Genomic DNA, 14,609 nt, shown 5'->3' with positions numbered 1-14,609 from the left:
CGTTGGGCTGGCGGCTCCTGGCGCTCCGCCCACCGGTGGATCACGAGCGCGGCCTCCGGGCCCATCAGCGCGTCCGACCAGACGGGCCTGTTCCTCGGCGCTCCAGCCGTCGGCTTCGTCCTCACCACCGTTCCCCCGGACTACCAGCACTTGTACGCCTCGGCGCGCACGACCCTTCACCAGCACATCACCGACCTCGCCAACCGCCGCGTGGACGCCGCGCTCGTCCGCATCGACCGGGGCGACCTGCCAGCGTTCGCGGAGTACGACCTCTTCTACGGCCTCACGGGGATCGGCACTTACCTCCTGCGCACCGAGCCCGAGGGCCCAGCCCTGGAACGGATCTTGCAATACCTCGTTTCCCTGACCCGGCCGCTCGCCCCTACCGACCGCGAGCTGCCCGGCTGGTGGGTGGGCCACGACCCCGCCCGCGGCGAGTCTCCCCACTTCCCCGGCGGGCACGGCAACTTCGGCGCCGCGCACGGCATCACCGGCCCGCTCCTCCTCCTGTCCCAAGCCCTGCGCCGCAGCATCACCGTCGACGGCCACCAGGACGCCATGCTCACCATCTGCGCCCACCTCGACGCCTGGTGCCAGCACGGCGATTCCGGCCCTTGGTGGCCCGAGCACATCTCGCGGCGCGATCTCGACCACGGACGCGCCCACCACGACGCCCCCGCCCGTCCAAGCTGGTGCTACGGCACAACGGGCATCGCACGGGCAGGCCAGCTCGCTGGGATCGCCCTGCGCTCACCGACACTCCAGACGTTCTACGAGGACGCCCTGTACCGGGCCTTGACCGACCCCGCGCAACTCGCCCAGGTCACCGACAACGGCCTCTGCCACGGATGGGCGGGCATCTACCAGACGGCGCACCGGGCCGCCGCAGACGCGCTCGACGCGCGCCTCCACGCCCTACCGGACCGTCTTGGTGACGCCCTCACCGCGTCCCATCAAGCTGGCACCCCGCCCGCTCCCGGCCTGATCAACGGAGCCGCCGGCACCGCACTCGCACTCAGCACCCTGGCCTCGCATCAGCCTCCGAGCACTGGATGGGACGCATGTCTCTTAATCGACTGAATCAGGCAACCGAGCCGAGCCCGACGCAGCACGCCGTCCTCGCCGTCCTCACCGGCTTGTCGATCGCCGACGCGGCGCAGCAGTACCGGATGGACCCCGTGGTCCTCTCCGACGCGGTCGCGGTCTACGACCAAGCTGGCCGCGAAGCCCTGTCCCGCCACGCGGCCACCACCGACTGGTGGCAGACGTACCTCCACTTCACCGACTGGTCGAACGCCGACGCCACCTTCACCACGCACGTCCTGCCGATCCTGCGCGAGGCGGAGGCAGCCAGCGGCATCGACGGCTGGTGGTACACCAGAAAGCACCCCTGCTGGCGCCTGCGCCTAAGGGTCCAGCCCGCGCACGAAGCCAAGTTGGCCATCGAAGATGGCTTCAACCGCCTCGTTTCCGAAAGCCACCTCCAGCGCTGGTGGCCCGGCATCTACGAACCGGAGACCCCGGCGTTCGGCGGGACGACCAGCATGACGGCCGCGCACGCCCTGTTCATCACCGACAGCCGAGAGATCCAGCAGTTGCACCAGTGCGGCGGCCTCACCATCGGGCCTAGGGAACTGTCCGTCCTCCTGTGCACGATCATGATGCGCACCGCCCGGCTGGAGTGGTACGAGCAGGGCGACGTCTGGGACCGCGTCATCACGACGGAACACCGTTCGGCTGTCAGCGACGTTCCGCGGGAACGGCTCAACACCCGAGCCCAGGAGATCCGCACCCTGCTTCTCGCCGACAGCGACGCCCTGCTGTGCTCCGGTGGCCCACTGGAACCCGTAGCCGAGTGGGCCACCGCGTTCCGCAGCACCGGCCAAGCACTCGCACACGGCGTCCAGGACGGGTCGCTGGATCGCGGGTTGCGGCAAGTGCTCAGCTACCACGTGATCTTCCACTGGAATCGGCTCGGACTGTCCATGCGCGGGCAGAGCATCCTGGCCTGGGCAGCCAAGGCGGCCATCCTGCACGGCGACGAGCACGAGGAGAGCTGAGACGCGTGACGTCACACGAGCCCCGAGACCATGAGTGGCAATGCTCGTTGGCACCTACGACAGCCTGACTCGCCAAGCAAGTCTCAGGTAACCCGCGGTCGCCCTCGTCAGTCGTTCCCGTAGTCATGCGACATCACGCCTTCTGCTCCAGGAAGAGCAACAGCATCGCCATTGGCGCGGATTCCCGCGATGAGCTTCCCGATTTCGGCCAGGGTGTCCTGGCCCAGCAGCGAAGGGTTCGCCTCAAGCATCAACGCAATTTGTTCCCCGATGCGCTGCTGCGTGAGATCACTCGTCGCCCCCAACTCCACCAGACCGTGCTCTCCCTCCTCTACAACCCGGGCATCGCGTACCAGCCGTAGCTGCCCATCGCTGTACAGCCTGGCCACCACAGCCGCCTCGATCCGCTTCCGCGCCTCCGCGCTGCTCATGGTCGTCCGCTGATCGCCCGGAACGATGACGGCTTCCTGTGGGTCCCCCTCGGCCCCAGACCGGCAATCACTCGGGCGACGTCGTACCACGCTGCTCCATTTCGCCTGGACGGACAGGATTTTCTGGTCCTTCCACTTCGACTTCACTGCCGGAAGCGCTTGTTCAAACCACCACTTCCTGACATGCGGAGCGGCCTTCTCCGCCAATCTGAGGCCGACCTGGACGAGCACGTCGGCGAGAAATTCCGCGTTCTCTCGGCGCTCCCGCGCTCGCGCCTCCGACTCGTAGAGGTCAGATTCGGGCCAACCCTGTGGGTACGTCGCCACCGGATCCGGCTCGTTCTCCTCCATCAGGAAGATCTCGGCTTGACCCATCTGATCGGTGCCGGGGTCAGTGATGCCGCGGTAAGCGCCGTCGGTCTTCCTCGACCGCGCAAGACGGGCACCCTTCGGAACCCTGACCTTGGCCTTGAACTCGTCGTACTCGTTGCTGTCCATGCCCCACCTTCGACTTGCGGGATACTCTGCGCCCGTCGCCCGCCCCAGCAGCCACAACTACGACTCTGTACGTTCGGCCTCCGGCCGTCCACCAAATCGCCAGATGTGCCTCTGAACCGGAACGGAGTGGGCTTCGCCGACGAGATCGCCGCCCCACTGGGACTGGACTTCTTCATCGGACTGCCGACGAGCGAACAGGACCGGGTCAGCCGGATGGTGTACCAGCAGCCCGAGGTCGACCTCACCGCCGTGCCACCGGAGGAAATCCCCCGGAGCTCCGCGAACTGGTCGCCGCCTGGCGCGACCCGAACTCGTTCAGCAACAGGGCGTTCCAGGTCACCGACCCAGCCGAGATCGACTTCAACTCACCCGAGGTCCAGGCCGCGGAACTCTCGGCCTCCAACGGCATCGGCACCGCGCGCGGACTCGCGCGCATGTACGCCGCTCTGATCGGCGAGGTGGACGGCATACGCCTGCTCGATCCGGGGACCCTCGCATCGGCGACCAAGGAACAGGCCGGCGGTGCGGACCAGGTGATGGTGGTGCCCAGCCGGTTCAGCTCCGGATACATGCAGCCCACCGAGGCCAACCCCATGGCCGGCCCGAACTCCTTCGGCCACACCGGCCGCGGCGGCTCCCTCGGCTTCGCCGACCCGGAGCACGGCATCGCCTTCGGCTACGCGATGAACCACATCATCGGCGGTCCCGACGATGTACGTGCGACGTCGCTGGTGGACGCGGTGCGAAGGTCGCTGGCGTGGTGACTGACGCCACTGGTCCCTTGCTCGGCTTGACCCACCAGGTCATTGCACGACAGCCGCAGTCCTGGGAGACCACCAAATGAGCGAGGATTCAGAGGGCATTTGCCACGAGGAGCGGATAGTCGACTCTGCTGCCCAATTCGTTCAGGCGGAGAGTCGGTAGGGCGCCGGCTGATGCTGCGGTCGCTGGACCGGCGCGAACCCCCAGCGGCGTCTCCCGATCCATTTGACGGTCCTCACACAGTCGGCAGCCGACGTGCTGGACGAGGCTATCGGCCTGTTCGACCAGGCCGTCTCGGCCCGGGAGAGCAGTGCGCGGACCAAGATGCGCGACGCGCTGGCTGCGCGGGCCGCAGCTGGGGAAGGCCGCAAGGCTCTGCTGGACGAGATCCTTCCGGTGCGGTGCTGCTGGACCCGGGCATCGAGGACGAGAAGGTCGGGGGACGGCTACGGAATGCCATCGGTATGGAGCTGCGGGCTGCGGCGGCGGGTTCTGCACCCCGGCGGCCACGCGATCACGGGTACCTGGCGGTGCTGGACGACTCCTACACCTACCTGCGGCAGTTCCCCACGGACGCACTGTGGGCCGTCTCCTTCAGGAGCGGGTTCATCCACGCCCTACACCGTCGGCTGGGCTACGCCGACGGGGCGAGGTGAGCCGTAGTCGGCTTGAGCACCAGAGAGAGCAGGTGGTGGAGTACACCGCAAACTCCCCACAAGTGACAGGGATCATGTCACCTTCAGAAACCAGCCGAGCCACTTTTGTAAATCATTGCCCAATTTATGGTCTTTTCTCCCTCGATATCTTGACGTCGACATCACACATGTAGGGCACAGCAACTCATAAGAGATCGAGGGTTCATGACAGTGCATTTGCCCGCGCCAGAGGAGCGCAGACGGCCATGGTCCGAGGGGAGTCTCCGCTACATAGCAGGGGGCATGGCCTTGGCCTTGTCGTTCTCGCTGATCGACGGCGCGAGTACGGCGTTTGCCGCAGAGAGTGCTGAGTCCCGCAAGAAGTCGAAGCCCGCAAGAAGTCGAAGCCCGCAGTCACGCAGGCTGCCGATCTACTGTCAGCCCGGGTGGCCGCGAGGCTCTCCGGCAAGCGCGTCGAGGCTCTGTCCGAGCGCACAGAGACGTCAACGACGTGGGTGAACAAGGACGGCTCACTCACCACAGAGCTCAGTGCCGGCCCGATCCGCTTCGATGAAGACGGTCAGTGGCGCCCGGTCGACCTGACCCTGGTCGAGCAGAGCGACGGCACCGTGGAGCCGATGGGGCACCCCAACGGTCTGCGGCTGAACCCCGGCGGCGGTGTCAAGGCCCGTTCGCTGAAGGACACCGGCAGTGCCGCCGCGCGTGACCTGGTGACCCTGGGCGAGGGTGATGAGCAGATCACGCTGCAGTGGAAGGGCGGGCTTCCCGCCCCGAAACTGGACGGCACCCGCGCAACGTATGTGAATGCGGTTCCCGGAGCGAACGTGGTGGTCGAGGCCACGCGTACCGGCTACGAGCAGTACGTCGATATTCAGCAGCGCCCGGCAGCGGATGGCTACACGTACACGCTGCCGTTGAAGGCCAAGGGCCTGAAGGTCAAGCAGCAGGCCGACGGAAGCCTGTCGTTCACCGACAGGAAGAACAAGAAGCGGGCCGTCATGCCCGCCCCGGTGATGTGGGACGCCAAGGTCGACAAGGTCTCCGGCGAGCACACCAACCGGGCCAAGGTCGGTATGAAGGTCGTCCAGCGCAAGGGCGCGGTCGACCTCGTCATCACACCGGACGCGAAGTTCCTGGCCGACCCGGAGACCGAGTTCCCGGTGACCGTGGACCCGTCCACCTCGTCGCTGGGCAATGTCTTCGACACCTACGTCCAGCAGGGCGAGACCGTCGACTGGTCCACCGACACCGAACTGGACCTCGGCAACCCCGGCACGACGAACAGTGACGGCACCCCGCGCACCGCCAGGTCGTTCATCACCTGGAACACCGCGCCGATCTCCGACGCGCTGGTCTCCAGCGCGAAGCTGAGTCTGTTCAACTTCCACTCCGGCGACACGACCTGCGCCGCCCAGCCCTGGGAGGTATGGGACGCCGGCAAGGCGTCCACCGCGTCGCGCTGGACCGCGCAGCCGGCCTGGACGGCGAAGAAGGCCACGTCCACCGAGACCAAGGGCAATCCGTCCTGCACCTCGGCCCCGGACGGCTGGATCAACGCCGATGTGACCACCCTGGTACAGGAGTGGGCCTCGGCGAAGAACGCCACCTCCGGCATGGGCCTGCGCGCCACCAGCGAGACGGTGACCGCCCAGTGGAAGCGGGTCAACTCCGCCAACAACGCGGCCAACCCGCCCAAGCTGGTCGTCACCTACAACTACCGGCCGCGCACCGGCACGAAGCAGGAAGCCGGCCCGCCGTACTTCTCCTACAGCGGTGCCTACACCGTCAACACGGTGACGCCGACCCTGCGCGACACCTTCGTCGACCCCAACGGTGACAAGGTCAACGGCACCTTCCAGATCTTCAACAGTGCCACGGACACACAGGTCGGCGACGTCATCGTCTCCCCATTCGTGCCGTCCGGGCAGGCCGCCTCAGTGACGGTCCCCGCCGGGGTGCTGGCCAACGGCAAGACGTACAAGTTCCGCACCTCGCCGTACGACGGAGTGCACTACAACACCGGCTGGTCGGCGTGGAAGACCTTCACCGTCGACACCACTGCCCCCTCCGCCCCGACAAAGGTCGTCTCGACGGACTACCCGAGCAGCGCGTGGGTCAAGGGCGCGGGCCAGGCCGGTACCTTCACCGTCACCCCGCCGGCGTCGGACCACAACTGGCTCGAATGGTCCCTCGACGGCGTGACCTGGACCAAGACCGCCACCAGTGGTGCCACCGGGGACAAGCCGATCTCGATCGCACCCGCGCGTGACGGCACCCACACCGTGCAGGTGCGGTCCGTCGACAAGGCGGACAACAAGTCCGAGGCGATCGAGTACACCTTCCACGCGGGCCCCGGCGGGTTCATCCAGCCGAGCGAGGGCGAGCGAACTGCCCGCCGTCTGCCGCTGGTCGCCGAGGCCGACGCAGCCAAGTACGACAGCGTCTCCTTCTCCTGGCGACGCTCGGAAGCCGACCCATGGGTGAAGATCCCCGCCGGTGATGTCACCTCCAGCGGCACCGCGTTGACCGCGTGGCCGGTGGCTCTCAGCGGCGGCAAGAACGCCGCGCTGGCCTGGAATGCCACCAACACGGTCGACCCCGACGGCACCGTACAGATCAAGGCCGACTTCACCGGTCCCAACAGCGCCGCAGGCAGCACCCAGCCGCTGACGATCGTCGTCGACCGCAACGCGGACGGCGCGGCGTCCGACGAGATCGGCCCTGGCTCGCTGAACCTGCTCACCGGTGACTTCACCCTCTCCGAGAGCGATGCCTCCTACCTCGGTCTGTCCGTGAACCGTACGGCGTCCTCCCGGACCCCCGACGCCGGGGCGAAGCAGGAGGGACAGGTCTCCATCTTCGGCAAGGAGTGGACGACCGGCACAGCGGCGGAGCTGACCGACTCGGACTACAGCCACCTGCGTCAGACGTCCGCGACCGCCGTCGCAGTCATCACCGCCGACGACAGTGAGCTGCACTTCACTGCCAACGCTGCCAAGACCGGGTGGATCCCCGAACCCGGCGCCGAAGACCTCAGCCTCAAGGGCAGTGTGAGCGGGAGTTTCACGCTCTCCGATACTGACGGGGCGGTCACCGCCTTCACCAAGCCCGACGCCGCCGCCTCCACCTGGCAGGTCTCCTCCACGCTGCTGGACGGCTTGGCGAACTCCACCACCACCGTCGTCTCCGAAACGGTGACCGTCGAGGGCAAGAAGCTGGCCCGCCCCAAGCGGGTCATCGCCCCGAGTTCCGGCGCTACTGCCGCCGCCTGTACCGCGGATCCGGCGACCAAGGGCTGCCGCGCCCTGGAGTTCGTCTACGCCACCTCGACCACCTCCACCAGCAGCGCCTTCGGTGACATCACCGGACAGGTGAAGGAGATCCGGCTGTGGTCCACCGCTCCCGGCGCGGCCGCGGCGACCAGCAAGTCGGTCAGGATGTACCTCTACGACGAGTCGGGACGTCTCCGTCAGTCGTGGCATCCGCAGATCTCTCCCTCACTCAAGACGGAGTACGCCTACGACAGCGCGGGCCGCGTCACCCAGGTCACGGCTCCCGGCGAACTGCCGTGGAACTTCGTCTACGGCAAGGCCGGATCCAGCAGTTCAGCCGGTGACGGCATGCTGCTCAGGGCCTCCCGCCCCGGCTTGAAGCAGGGCACCGCCGACACCATCGAGGGCGAGGCCGCCACCACCGTCGTCTACGACGTTCCACTCAGCGGGGCCAACGCCCCGTACCAGATGGCCGCCGCGAATGTCGCCGTCTGGGGGCAGGCAGACGTCCCCACCGACGCCACTGCGGTCTTCCCCGCCGACGCGACACCAGCTGGCAACTCCGGCGACAGCCTCGGCGCTGGCTCCTACACCCGGGCAGGCGTCACCTACCTGGGCATATCCGGCCGCGAGGTCAACAGCGTCACCCCCGGCGGACACGTCACCACCAGCGAATCCGACCGCCATGGCAACACCGTCCGTGAACTGTCGGCAGCCAACCGCTCCATCGCACTGGGCACCACTCCCGCCGACAAGGCGACACAAGCCGAACTCGGCATCGGGCAGCTGACCTCGGCCGAACGAGCCGAGCTGCTGTCCACCCGCTCGGTCTACAACGAGGACGGCACACGGGAACTGGAGGAGTTCGGCCCGTTGCGCCGGACCGACCTGACCGCGGATCTCAAGTCCGGCGCCACCACCTTGGTGACCGCCGGAAGCCCCGTGACTGCTCGTAGCTGGACGGTCAACGCATACGATTCCGGACGCCCGACCGACGGCAGCGCCACAGTCAAGGACCAGGTCACCAAGGTCACGACCGGGGCCCAGGTACGCGAGCACCCGGGCGTGCAAGGGGAGACCCGGGTAAACCAGACAGAATTCGACTGGGCCAAGGGCGTGGCCACCAAGACGGTCCAGGACCCGGCAGGTCTGGCGATCACCACCTCGACCGAGTACGACGCCCAGAGCCGGGTCACCAAAGAAGTTCCGCCCGGCTCCACCGGTTCTGACGCCGCCGCTCGCGTGACCACCTACTGGTCCGCCACGGGTACCGGCGCCTGCGCCGGACGGCCTGAATGGGCCGACCTGGTCTGTTCCGTCGGCCCAGCTGGCACGATCACCGGCGGGGGAGCCAATCCCACCGAGCTGCCGACCACCACCACGGAGTACGACTGGTGGGGCAACGCGGTCAAGGTGACCGACGTTGCCAACGGCGTCACCCGGACCACTTCCACCAGCTATGACAGCGCCGGTCGTCCGGTCACGGCGAGCGTCGCCGGAGGCCTGGGCCAGGCGGTGCCCGACAGCACCACCGAGTACGACCCGGCGAGCGGCAAGATCACCAGGACGACCTCGCCGACCGGCGGGACGATCACAGAGGCGTTCGACAAGCTCGGCCGACAGATCTCCTACACCGATGCCGACGGCGGTGTGACCACCACCGAGTACGACCTGCTCGACCGTCCGGTCAAGAGCACCGACAACGCGCCGTCGACCGTCACCTTCACCTACGACCACGCCGCCGAACCGCGTGGCCTGGTGACGAAGACCACCGACTCCGTCGCCGGGGTCTTCACCGCCGCCTATGACGCCGACGGATCCGTCGCGTCCGAGAAACTGCCCGGCGGCTACACCCTCACCCAGACCGAGGACACCACAGGGTCGGCGACCGACCGCACCTACACCCGTGACAGCGACGGCACCGTCCTGGTCTCCGACACCGTGACCGAGTCCGTGCACGGCCAGGTCACCACACACGCCGGCTGGTCCGACCAGAGCTACGGCTACGACGCGGTCGGACGGCTCACCACGGTGCGGGACACCTCAGACACCGTCTGCACCCGCCGTACCTACGGCTTCGACCAGCGGACCAACCGGACATCCCTCGGCACAGCCACCGCGGCACCGGGGACCGACTGCCCCACCGCCGCGGGCACCACCAAGACCTCCACCTACGACAGCGCCGACCGGCTCACCGACACCGGCAACACCTACGACGCGTTCGGACGCACCACCGCTCTGCCCACACACGGGACCGTCGGCTACTTCGCCAACGACCTCGCCTACCAGCAGACAGCGAACGGCAAGCGACAGACCTGGCAGCTCGACGCCACCCACCGCTTCCGTTCCTGGAAGACCGAAACCGGCAGCGGCACCGCCTGGACGCAGACCGGGTCCAAGCTCAACCACTACGACGGCGACGGCGACAACCCCCGCTGGATCGTCGAGGACACCGCCACCGGCACGCTCACCCGTAACGTCGACTCCGCCGCCGGCGACCTCGCGGCGACCACCAGCAAGACCGGCGACGTCGTCCTGCAGCTCACCAACATCCACGGTGATGTCGCTCTCCAACTGCCGCTGGACACCTCCAAGGCGCCCATCGCCCTGGACAGCGACGAGTACGGCAACCCGCGCAGCGGACAGGCCGCTGCCCGCTACAGCTGGCTCGGCGGCAAACAGCGATCCGCTGAAACCCTCACCGGACTCACGCTGATGGGCGTGCGCCTGTACAACCCGACCACCGGACGCTTCCTGTCCACCGACCCGGTCTACGGCGGAAATGCCAACGCCTACGACTACGTACACGCCGACCCGCTGAACCGCTTCGACCTCGACGGCAAGTGGAGCTGGCGCAAGGCATGGAAGAGCACCAAACGATTCGTCAAGAAGTACAAGTGGGACATCGCGTTGACGGCAGCCAGTTTCGTCCCGGGGCTGGGTGCGGCGGCCTGGGCCTATCGCGCCTACCGGGTGGTGCGGGTGGCACGCCTGGCCCACAAGATTAATTACGCTCGCGGCAGCATCCGGGCCACCCGTGCCACCGCCTGGCTCGCGGGCCGAATGTGGACCGGCCGTGGCGCCGTCCGAGGGGTGGCCAACAATGGCGCCAGGATGTGGTCGAGGGGCAAGTACTCCTACCGGTCAGCTGCCCGGAAGGGTAAGTTCGGCCGGTCCTCGAACCTCACCTGGGGAGCGAAGAACCACCACAACTACTTCAACTTCCACATCAACCACGTAAGGATCTCGCGGTGGGGTCGGTACTGATAGACCGCTCGTCCTGGCCGCAGGACGGCAGGATCGGTCGTATCACCGCAGGCGAGTACGCGGGGTCATACCTGCTCCTCGCTGCGGAGATCAATGACTCATGGGCCTTCTACATCAGTGAAGACCCGAGAACCGGAAAAGCCGACGAGCTCGAAGCCGACGACTTCTGGGCCACAGAGGAGGACACACCCCAGCTTGTCGAGGAGATGGCGGTTGAATGGGCCGCCGACTCGGAAGACGAGGCGCTGGAAAAAGAGATCTTCGACATTCGCAGCGAATGGCACAAACGGCGCCGTAGGGGTTCCGTGATCCGGTCACTGTTCCGACGTCCGGGACAGTCCGACTGATCTACCTGGGGGCCACCGGCCGGAGCGGGCTTCCGGCCGTTGGCCCCACTCGCAGTCGCGGCCTCAGTTGCGGACAACCGCCGCGAGGACCCATCGGCCCGCAGTTGTCTCCTGACCAGGCAGATCCCCATGTCTGCATCCCGTGAAGGACTCAGGATGTTGACGGGGCGGCATAGCACACCCGCCGGGAAGCCGGTCCGAGGGTTGCAGTTCGGGTTGCATTCACCTCCGTTCAGAGGCGTCCGGAACACTTCCATCAGGCCCTCTCGGCCCAGGTCAGGACACTGACGGCCCACGCCGAACCCTCAGACGAACATTTGGAAAGCGTGTTGGGGGCAACCCCTCACGAGTTCGAATCTCGTATCCTCCGCCATTGCTCTCACCGGGCAATACGTCGAAGGCCCCCGCTGCTCGGGCGAATTCGACGTCCCGTCGGCGTCGGCGGGCGAGCGCAGCGCGGTGACCGCGCCGACGTTCACACGAACGCTCCGGACAGACTCAAACCGGGGCGAATCGAATCTTTTCGCCGTCGGCGAAGAGAAGGGTGGGTTCGGCCAGGATGTCGCGGCCGGCCTCGCTCTTGTAGATCTCGTCGACGCTGCCGAACCGCGCCCCGGAGTAGTCGAGTCCGACCAGCTCGGCGGCCTGCCGTACGGACGCCTCGTCGGGGCCCTCGATCTCGACGAACGTCGGGAGGTCCGGCCAGGTGTCGAAGTCGAAGGCGACCTCGCCCAGGCGCCACTCCTCGCGATAGTTCTCCTGGTAGCGGACCTCGCGCATGCCGACGTTCCGGAGAATCTCGGCCATGGCGTGCGGGTCCGTGACCTCGGTCTCGATCTCTGTGGTGCCGTCGATCGTGGTGGCGTCAGTGACCTTCTTGAGCGTGAGCGTCGCGCGCGTGCCCTCGTCGCGCAGGCGTACCCAGGCACCGCCGTCGAGAGCGTCGTTCTCGAAGATCTTGCGGGTGAGGAGGGTGCGAGGGAATGCCTGGACGGCACCGAGCGTGGCCAGCCGGGCCTGAAGGTCGGCTACGTCGACTGCAAGGAACTTGGCCTCGTACTCGTGCTTCATGAGTCCTTCTCCTGTTGATGGGCGGAGTTGGGTGTGTGAGCCGCGAGGAACAGGCCCATACGGTGGGTGTGATCGTGGAGTCGGCCGACGTGGGCCCGCTCGGTGAATTCGTTGCTCCGCAGGGTCAGCAGAACATCCCAGTCGCCAATGAAGTGGCGTCTCAGCTTCTCCGGCGACGTGTAGTGCTCGATCAGGTAGTGGCGCTGCGTGACGGGCATCATGAACTCCGCGCCGAACAGGCCGCCCGGCCGCACCATCTCCTGCATGCGGGTGACGAACTCCGCGAGCGGGCTGTGGTGGTTGGCACTGTAATGCCAGGAGCAGCTTGTCCAGACGGCGTCGCAGAGCACGCCCAGGGGCTCGGCCTGGAGGAAGTCCTCCTCCACGACCTGCACACGGTCGTGGAGCGCTTGGAGCTTGAGGCGGTCGATGAGTCCCGTCGTGCGGGCGTTCTCGTCACCCGGAAGGTGGACGCTGCCACCGTGCAGGGCGAGCGGGTCGCGTTCTACGGCGATGACGCGGTAGCCGGCGGCTGCGAGCGGCAGGACGAATCTGCCGTCGCTCGCGCCGATGATCGCGATGGTGGCTCCGGGAGCGGCTCGTTCCTCAACGGCCGCCAGGAACCTGGGGGAAGAACGTGAGGGTGTGCTCCCAGAGGCTCTGCGTCTGCGTCTGCACGGTGGTGAGCTCCTTGCGTGTCGGTGGCGAGGATCGCGCGACAGACTTCGTCGGGCCCGAGCCCTGTGGTGTCGACGTGGTGCGTCGGGAACCGGGCGTAGGCGTGGGTGATCCTGTCTGCGGCGTTCTCCGCGAGGACGTCCCAGCGGGAGACCGGCTTGTCCCGGTGAGCGAGGCGGCGCCGGCGCTCGTCCTCCGTACAGACCAAGAGGTACGTGACGGGCTGCGGCAGGTCGGAGGGCAGCGTGACGTCGAGGTCGACGCCGAAGGCTCGGTGGTTGGCGAGACAGCGGGCGAAGTAGCTTTCCACGACGACCGGATTGCCCGCGATGAGATTGCTTCGTATCTCATCGACCGCCGTCAGTAGCGCGGAGAGGTAGAAGCACATGCGGGCTTCCGCGTTCGCCCGTACGTCCATCTCGCGCCGCAGGGGTTCGTAGAAGGGCTGCATGGTCGGGACCAGGCGAGCCCTGCGGGATGCCGCCAGCAGCGGTGCGACGGTCGACTTTCCCGTGCCGCGGAGACCTTCGAGGCTCTCGAACAGCGGAGCGTCAGGCACGGCCGTGGACCACGTCCGGCACCGCGAGGGTGAGTTCGTCGGTGGCCGACGGCCGGTGGACGATGTGGCCGGCGGCCTTGTCGTACCAGAAGGCGTGCGAATCCTTGCGACGGCCTTGCAGGACATGGTGAGCGCGCCGCGCGGGTCGGCCTCGATCCGCTCGATCTCGACCGGTCCGCCGGCGGGGGCGCAGATCTCGGGGGCACCGTGCTCGGACAGATCCTCGTCCACGATCACCTCGACGGCCAGCTCGGCCGCCTGGAGCTCTTCGCGGAGGCGAGCGTAGGCGACGGTGTCGGTGACCAGGAGGTCCGGATGGGCGGCGGCGTTGCCGACGGGCCGGAGGCAGTGGAGCTTCAGCTGCCTTACGTCGAAGTGCTCCAGGGTGCGGGCCAGCGGAAGCACCTCGTCGATGTTGCGGCATGTGACTGTCATGGTCGCGCCCGTACGGACCCCGAGCCGTCTGGCGAGGTCGAGCGCGCTCAGCGCGCTCCGGTAGCTGCCCGCTTTGCGGATGTGGTCGTTGGTCGAGCCAATGCCCTCCAGCGAGACCCGTAGCAGATCGAGGTACGGAGCGATCTCCGTCAGCCGGCGCTCGATCCGGTAGCCGTTGGTGCAGATCTCGACCCCCAGGCCCAGCTCCTGCTTGGCGTGCCGAACGACCTGGGCGAGGTCCCTGTACACGAAGGGTTCGCCGCCGAGCAGGGTGACGGCTTGAGCACCGTACTGGTCGCGCATGAGGGTGATGAGGTTGATCGCCTCATCGGCGGTGAACGCGTCCGCGTGCTGAAGTCGCTTGCCGTGGAAGCAGTGCAGGCACTCGAAGTTGCAGCGGTAGAGCAGTTGCAGGTACAGCATCCGGATCCTGCGGATCCCGGTGATTTCCCCGATCACGTGGTCCTCCTTCGGCCAGTTGCCTGGTGGGAGACCCGATGGTGGCGGAGCGCACGGGGACCGCGTCACCGCGTATGCGGACGCGTCCAGGACGTCCTGGGACGTTTTACCTGG

9 protein-coding genes and 1 pseudogene are annotated in these 14,609 nt (G+C 67.3%); 6 read left to right on the top strand and 4 right to left on the bottom strand.

Annotated features, from left to right (window positions below; all coding sequences use genetic code 11):
- The first annotated feature begins 39 nt into the window (after positions 1 to 39).
- Together ACIP8W_RS27065 and ACIP8W_RS27060 are read left to right on the top strand one after the other, a co-directional pair.
- The gene (locus ACIP8W_RS27065) at positions 40 to 1,080 is read left to right on the top strand and encodes a lanthionine synthetase C family protein (protein ID WP_402204989.1); all 1,041 of its coding nucleotides are present in this window, start codon (positions 40 to 42) and stop codon (positions 1,078 to 1,080) included.
- Positions 1,062 to 2,060: a thiopeptide-type bacteriocin biosynthesis protein gene (locus tag ACIP8W_RS27060; protein WP_402204971.1), complete on the top strand. Its 999-nt coding sequence runs from the start codon at positions 1,062 to 1,064 to the stop codon at positions 2,058 to 2,060. Before ACIP8W_RS27065 ends, ACIP8W_RS27060 begins: the two co-directional genes overlap by 19 nt.
- A gap of 107 nt (positions 2,061 to 2,167) precedes the next feature.
- Here the strand turns inward: ACIP8W_RS27060 and ACIP8W_RS27055 are convergent, their stop codons facing one another.
- Positions 2,168 to 2,989 carry a hypothetical protein gene (locus ACIP8W_RS27055; protein WP_401957241.1) on the bottom strand — a complete coding sequence of 274 codons (822 nt, stop codon included), beginning with the start codon at positions 2,987 to 2,989 and terminating at the stop codon, positions 2,168 to 2,170.
- Between the two features lie 132 nt (positions 2,990 to 3,121).
- On the opposite strand from ACIP8W_RS27055, the pseudogene ACIP8W_RS27050 reads away from it, so the two are divergent.
- The 4 genes and pseudogenes from ACIP8W_RS27050 to ACIP8W_RS27035 form a co-directional block, all read left to right on the top strand.
- A pseudogene (locus tag ACIP8W_RS27050) lies at positions 3,122 to 3,753 on the top strand (serine hydrolase); the annotation flags it as partial.
- A 399-nt stretch (positions 3,754 to 4,152) separates the two neighbouring features.
- Positions 4,153 to 4,407, top strand: a complete 255-nt coding sequence (locus tag ACIP8W_RS27045; RefSeq protein ID WP_401957240.1) for a hypothetical protein — start codon at positions 4,153 to 4,155, stop codon at positions 4,405 to 4,407.
- Positions 4,408 to 4,832: 425 nt separating this feature from the next.
- Positions 4,833 to 10,946 carry a DNRLRE domain-containing protein gene (locus ACIP8W_RS27040; protein WP_402204968.1) on the top strand — a complete coding sequence of 2,038 codons (6,114 nt, stop codon included), beginning with the start codon at positions 4,833 to 4,835 and terminating at the stop codon, positions 10,944 to 10,946.
- Entirely contained in the window at positions 10,931 to 11,293 is a 363-nt protein-coding gene (locus ACIP8W_RS27035) for a hypothetical protein (RefSeq protein WP_401957236.1), read from the top strand. The genes ACIP8W_RS27040 and ACIP8W_RS27035 overlap by 16 nt, the downstream gene beginning before the upstream one ends.
- Before the next feature lie 498 nt (positions 11,294 to 11,791).
- On the opposite strand, the gene ACIP8W_RS27030 is transcribed toward ACIP8W_RS27035, so the two are convergent.
- The 3 genes from ACIP8W_RS27030 to ACIP8W_RS27020 form a co-directional block, all read right to left on the bottom strand.
- The gene (locus tag ACIP8W_RS27030; RefSeq protein ID WP_401957234.1) at positions 11,792 to 12,364 is read right to left on the bottom strand and encodes a class IV adenylate cyclase; all 573 of its coding nucleotides are present in this window, start codon (positions 12,362 to 12,364) and stop codon (positions 11,792 to 11,794) included.
- The gene (locus ACIP8W_RS27025; RefSeq protein ID WP_402204966.1) at positions 12,361 to 12,759 is read right to left on the bottom strand and encodes a hypothetical protein; all 399 of its coding nucleotides are present in this window, start codon (positions 12,757 to 12,759) and stop codon (positions 12,361 to 12,363) included. Before ACIP8W_RS27025 ends, ACIP8W_RS27030 begins: the two co-directional genes overlap by 4 nt.
- Before the next feature lie 110 nt (positions 12,760 to 12,869).
- Complete coding sequence (locus tag ACIP8W_RS27020; RefSeq protein ID WP_402204964.1) at positions 12,870 to 14,495, bottom strand: radical SAM protein; 1,626 nt, start codon at positions 14,493 to 14,495, stop codon at positions 12,870 to 12,872.
- Between the last annotated feature and the right edge of the window lie 114 nt (positions 14,496 to 14,609).

Source organism: Streptomyces sp. NPDC088554, assembly GCF_044752945.1.
In the GTDB taxonomy this organism is placed as follows: Bacteria; Actinomycetota; Actinomycetes; order Streptomycetales; family Streptomycetaceae; genus Streptomyces.
This window is presented reverse-complemented; position numbering and strand designations above follow the sequence as displayed.

Bases quoted from the DNA above. Each gene is read 5' to 3' on its own strand.
- ACIP8W_RS27060 (WP_402204971.1), top strand. From the start codon at position 1,062: ATGTCTCTTAATCGACTGAATCAGGCAACCGAGCCGAGCCCGACGCAG.
- ACIP8W_RS27055 (WP_401957241.1), bottom strand. From the start codon at position 2,989: ATGGACAGCAACGAGTACGACGAGTTCAAGGCCAAGGTCAGGGTTCCG.
- ACIP8W_RS27030 (WP_401957234.1), bottom strand. From the start codon at position 12,364: ATGAAGCACGAGTACGAGGCCAAGTTCCTTGCAGTCGACGTAGCCGAC.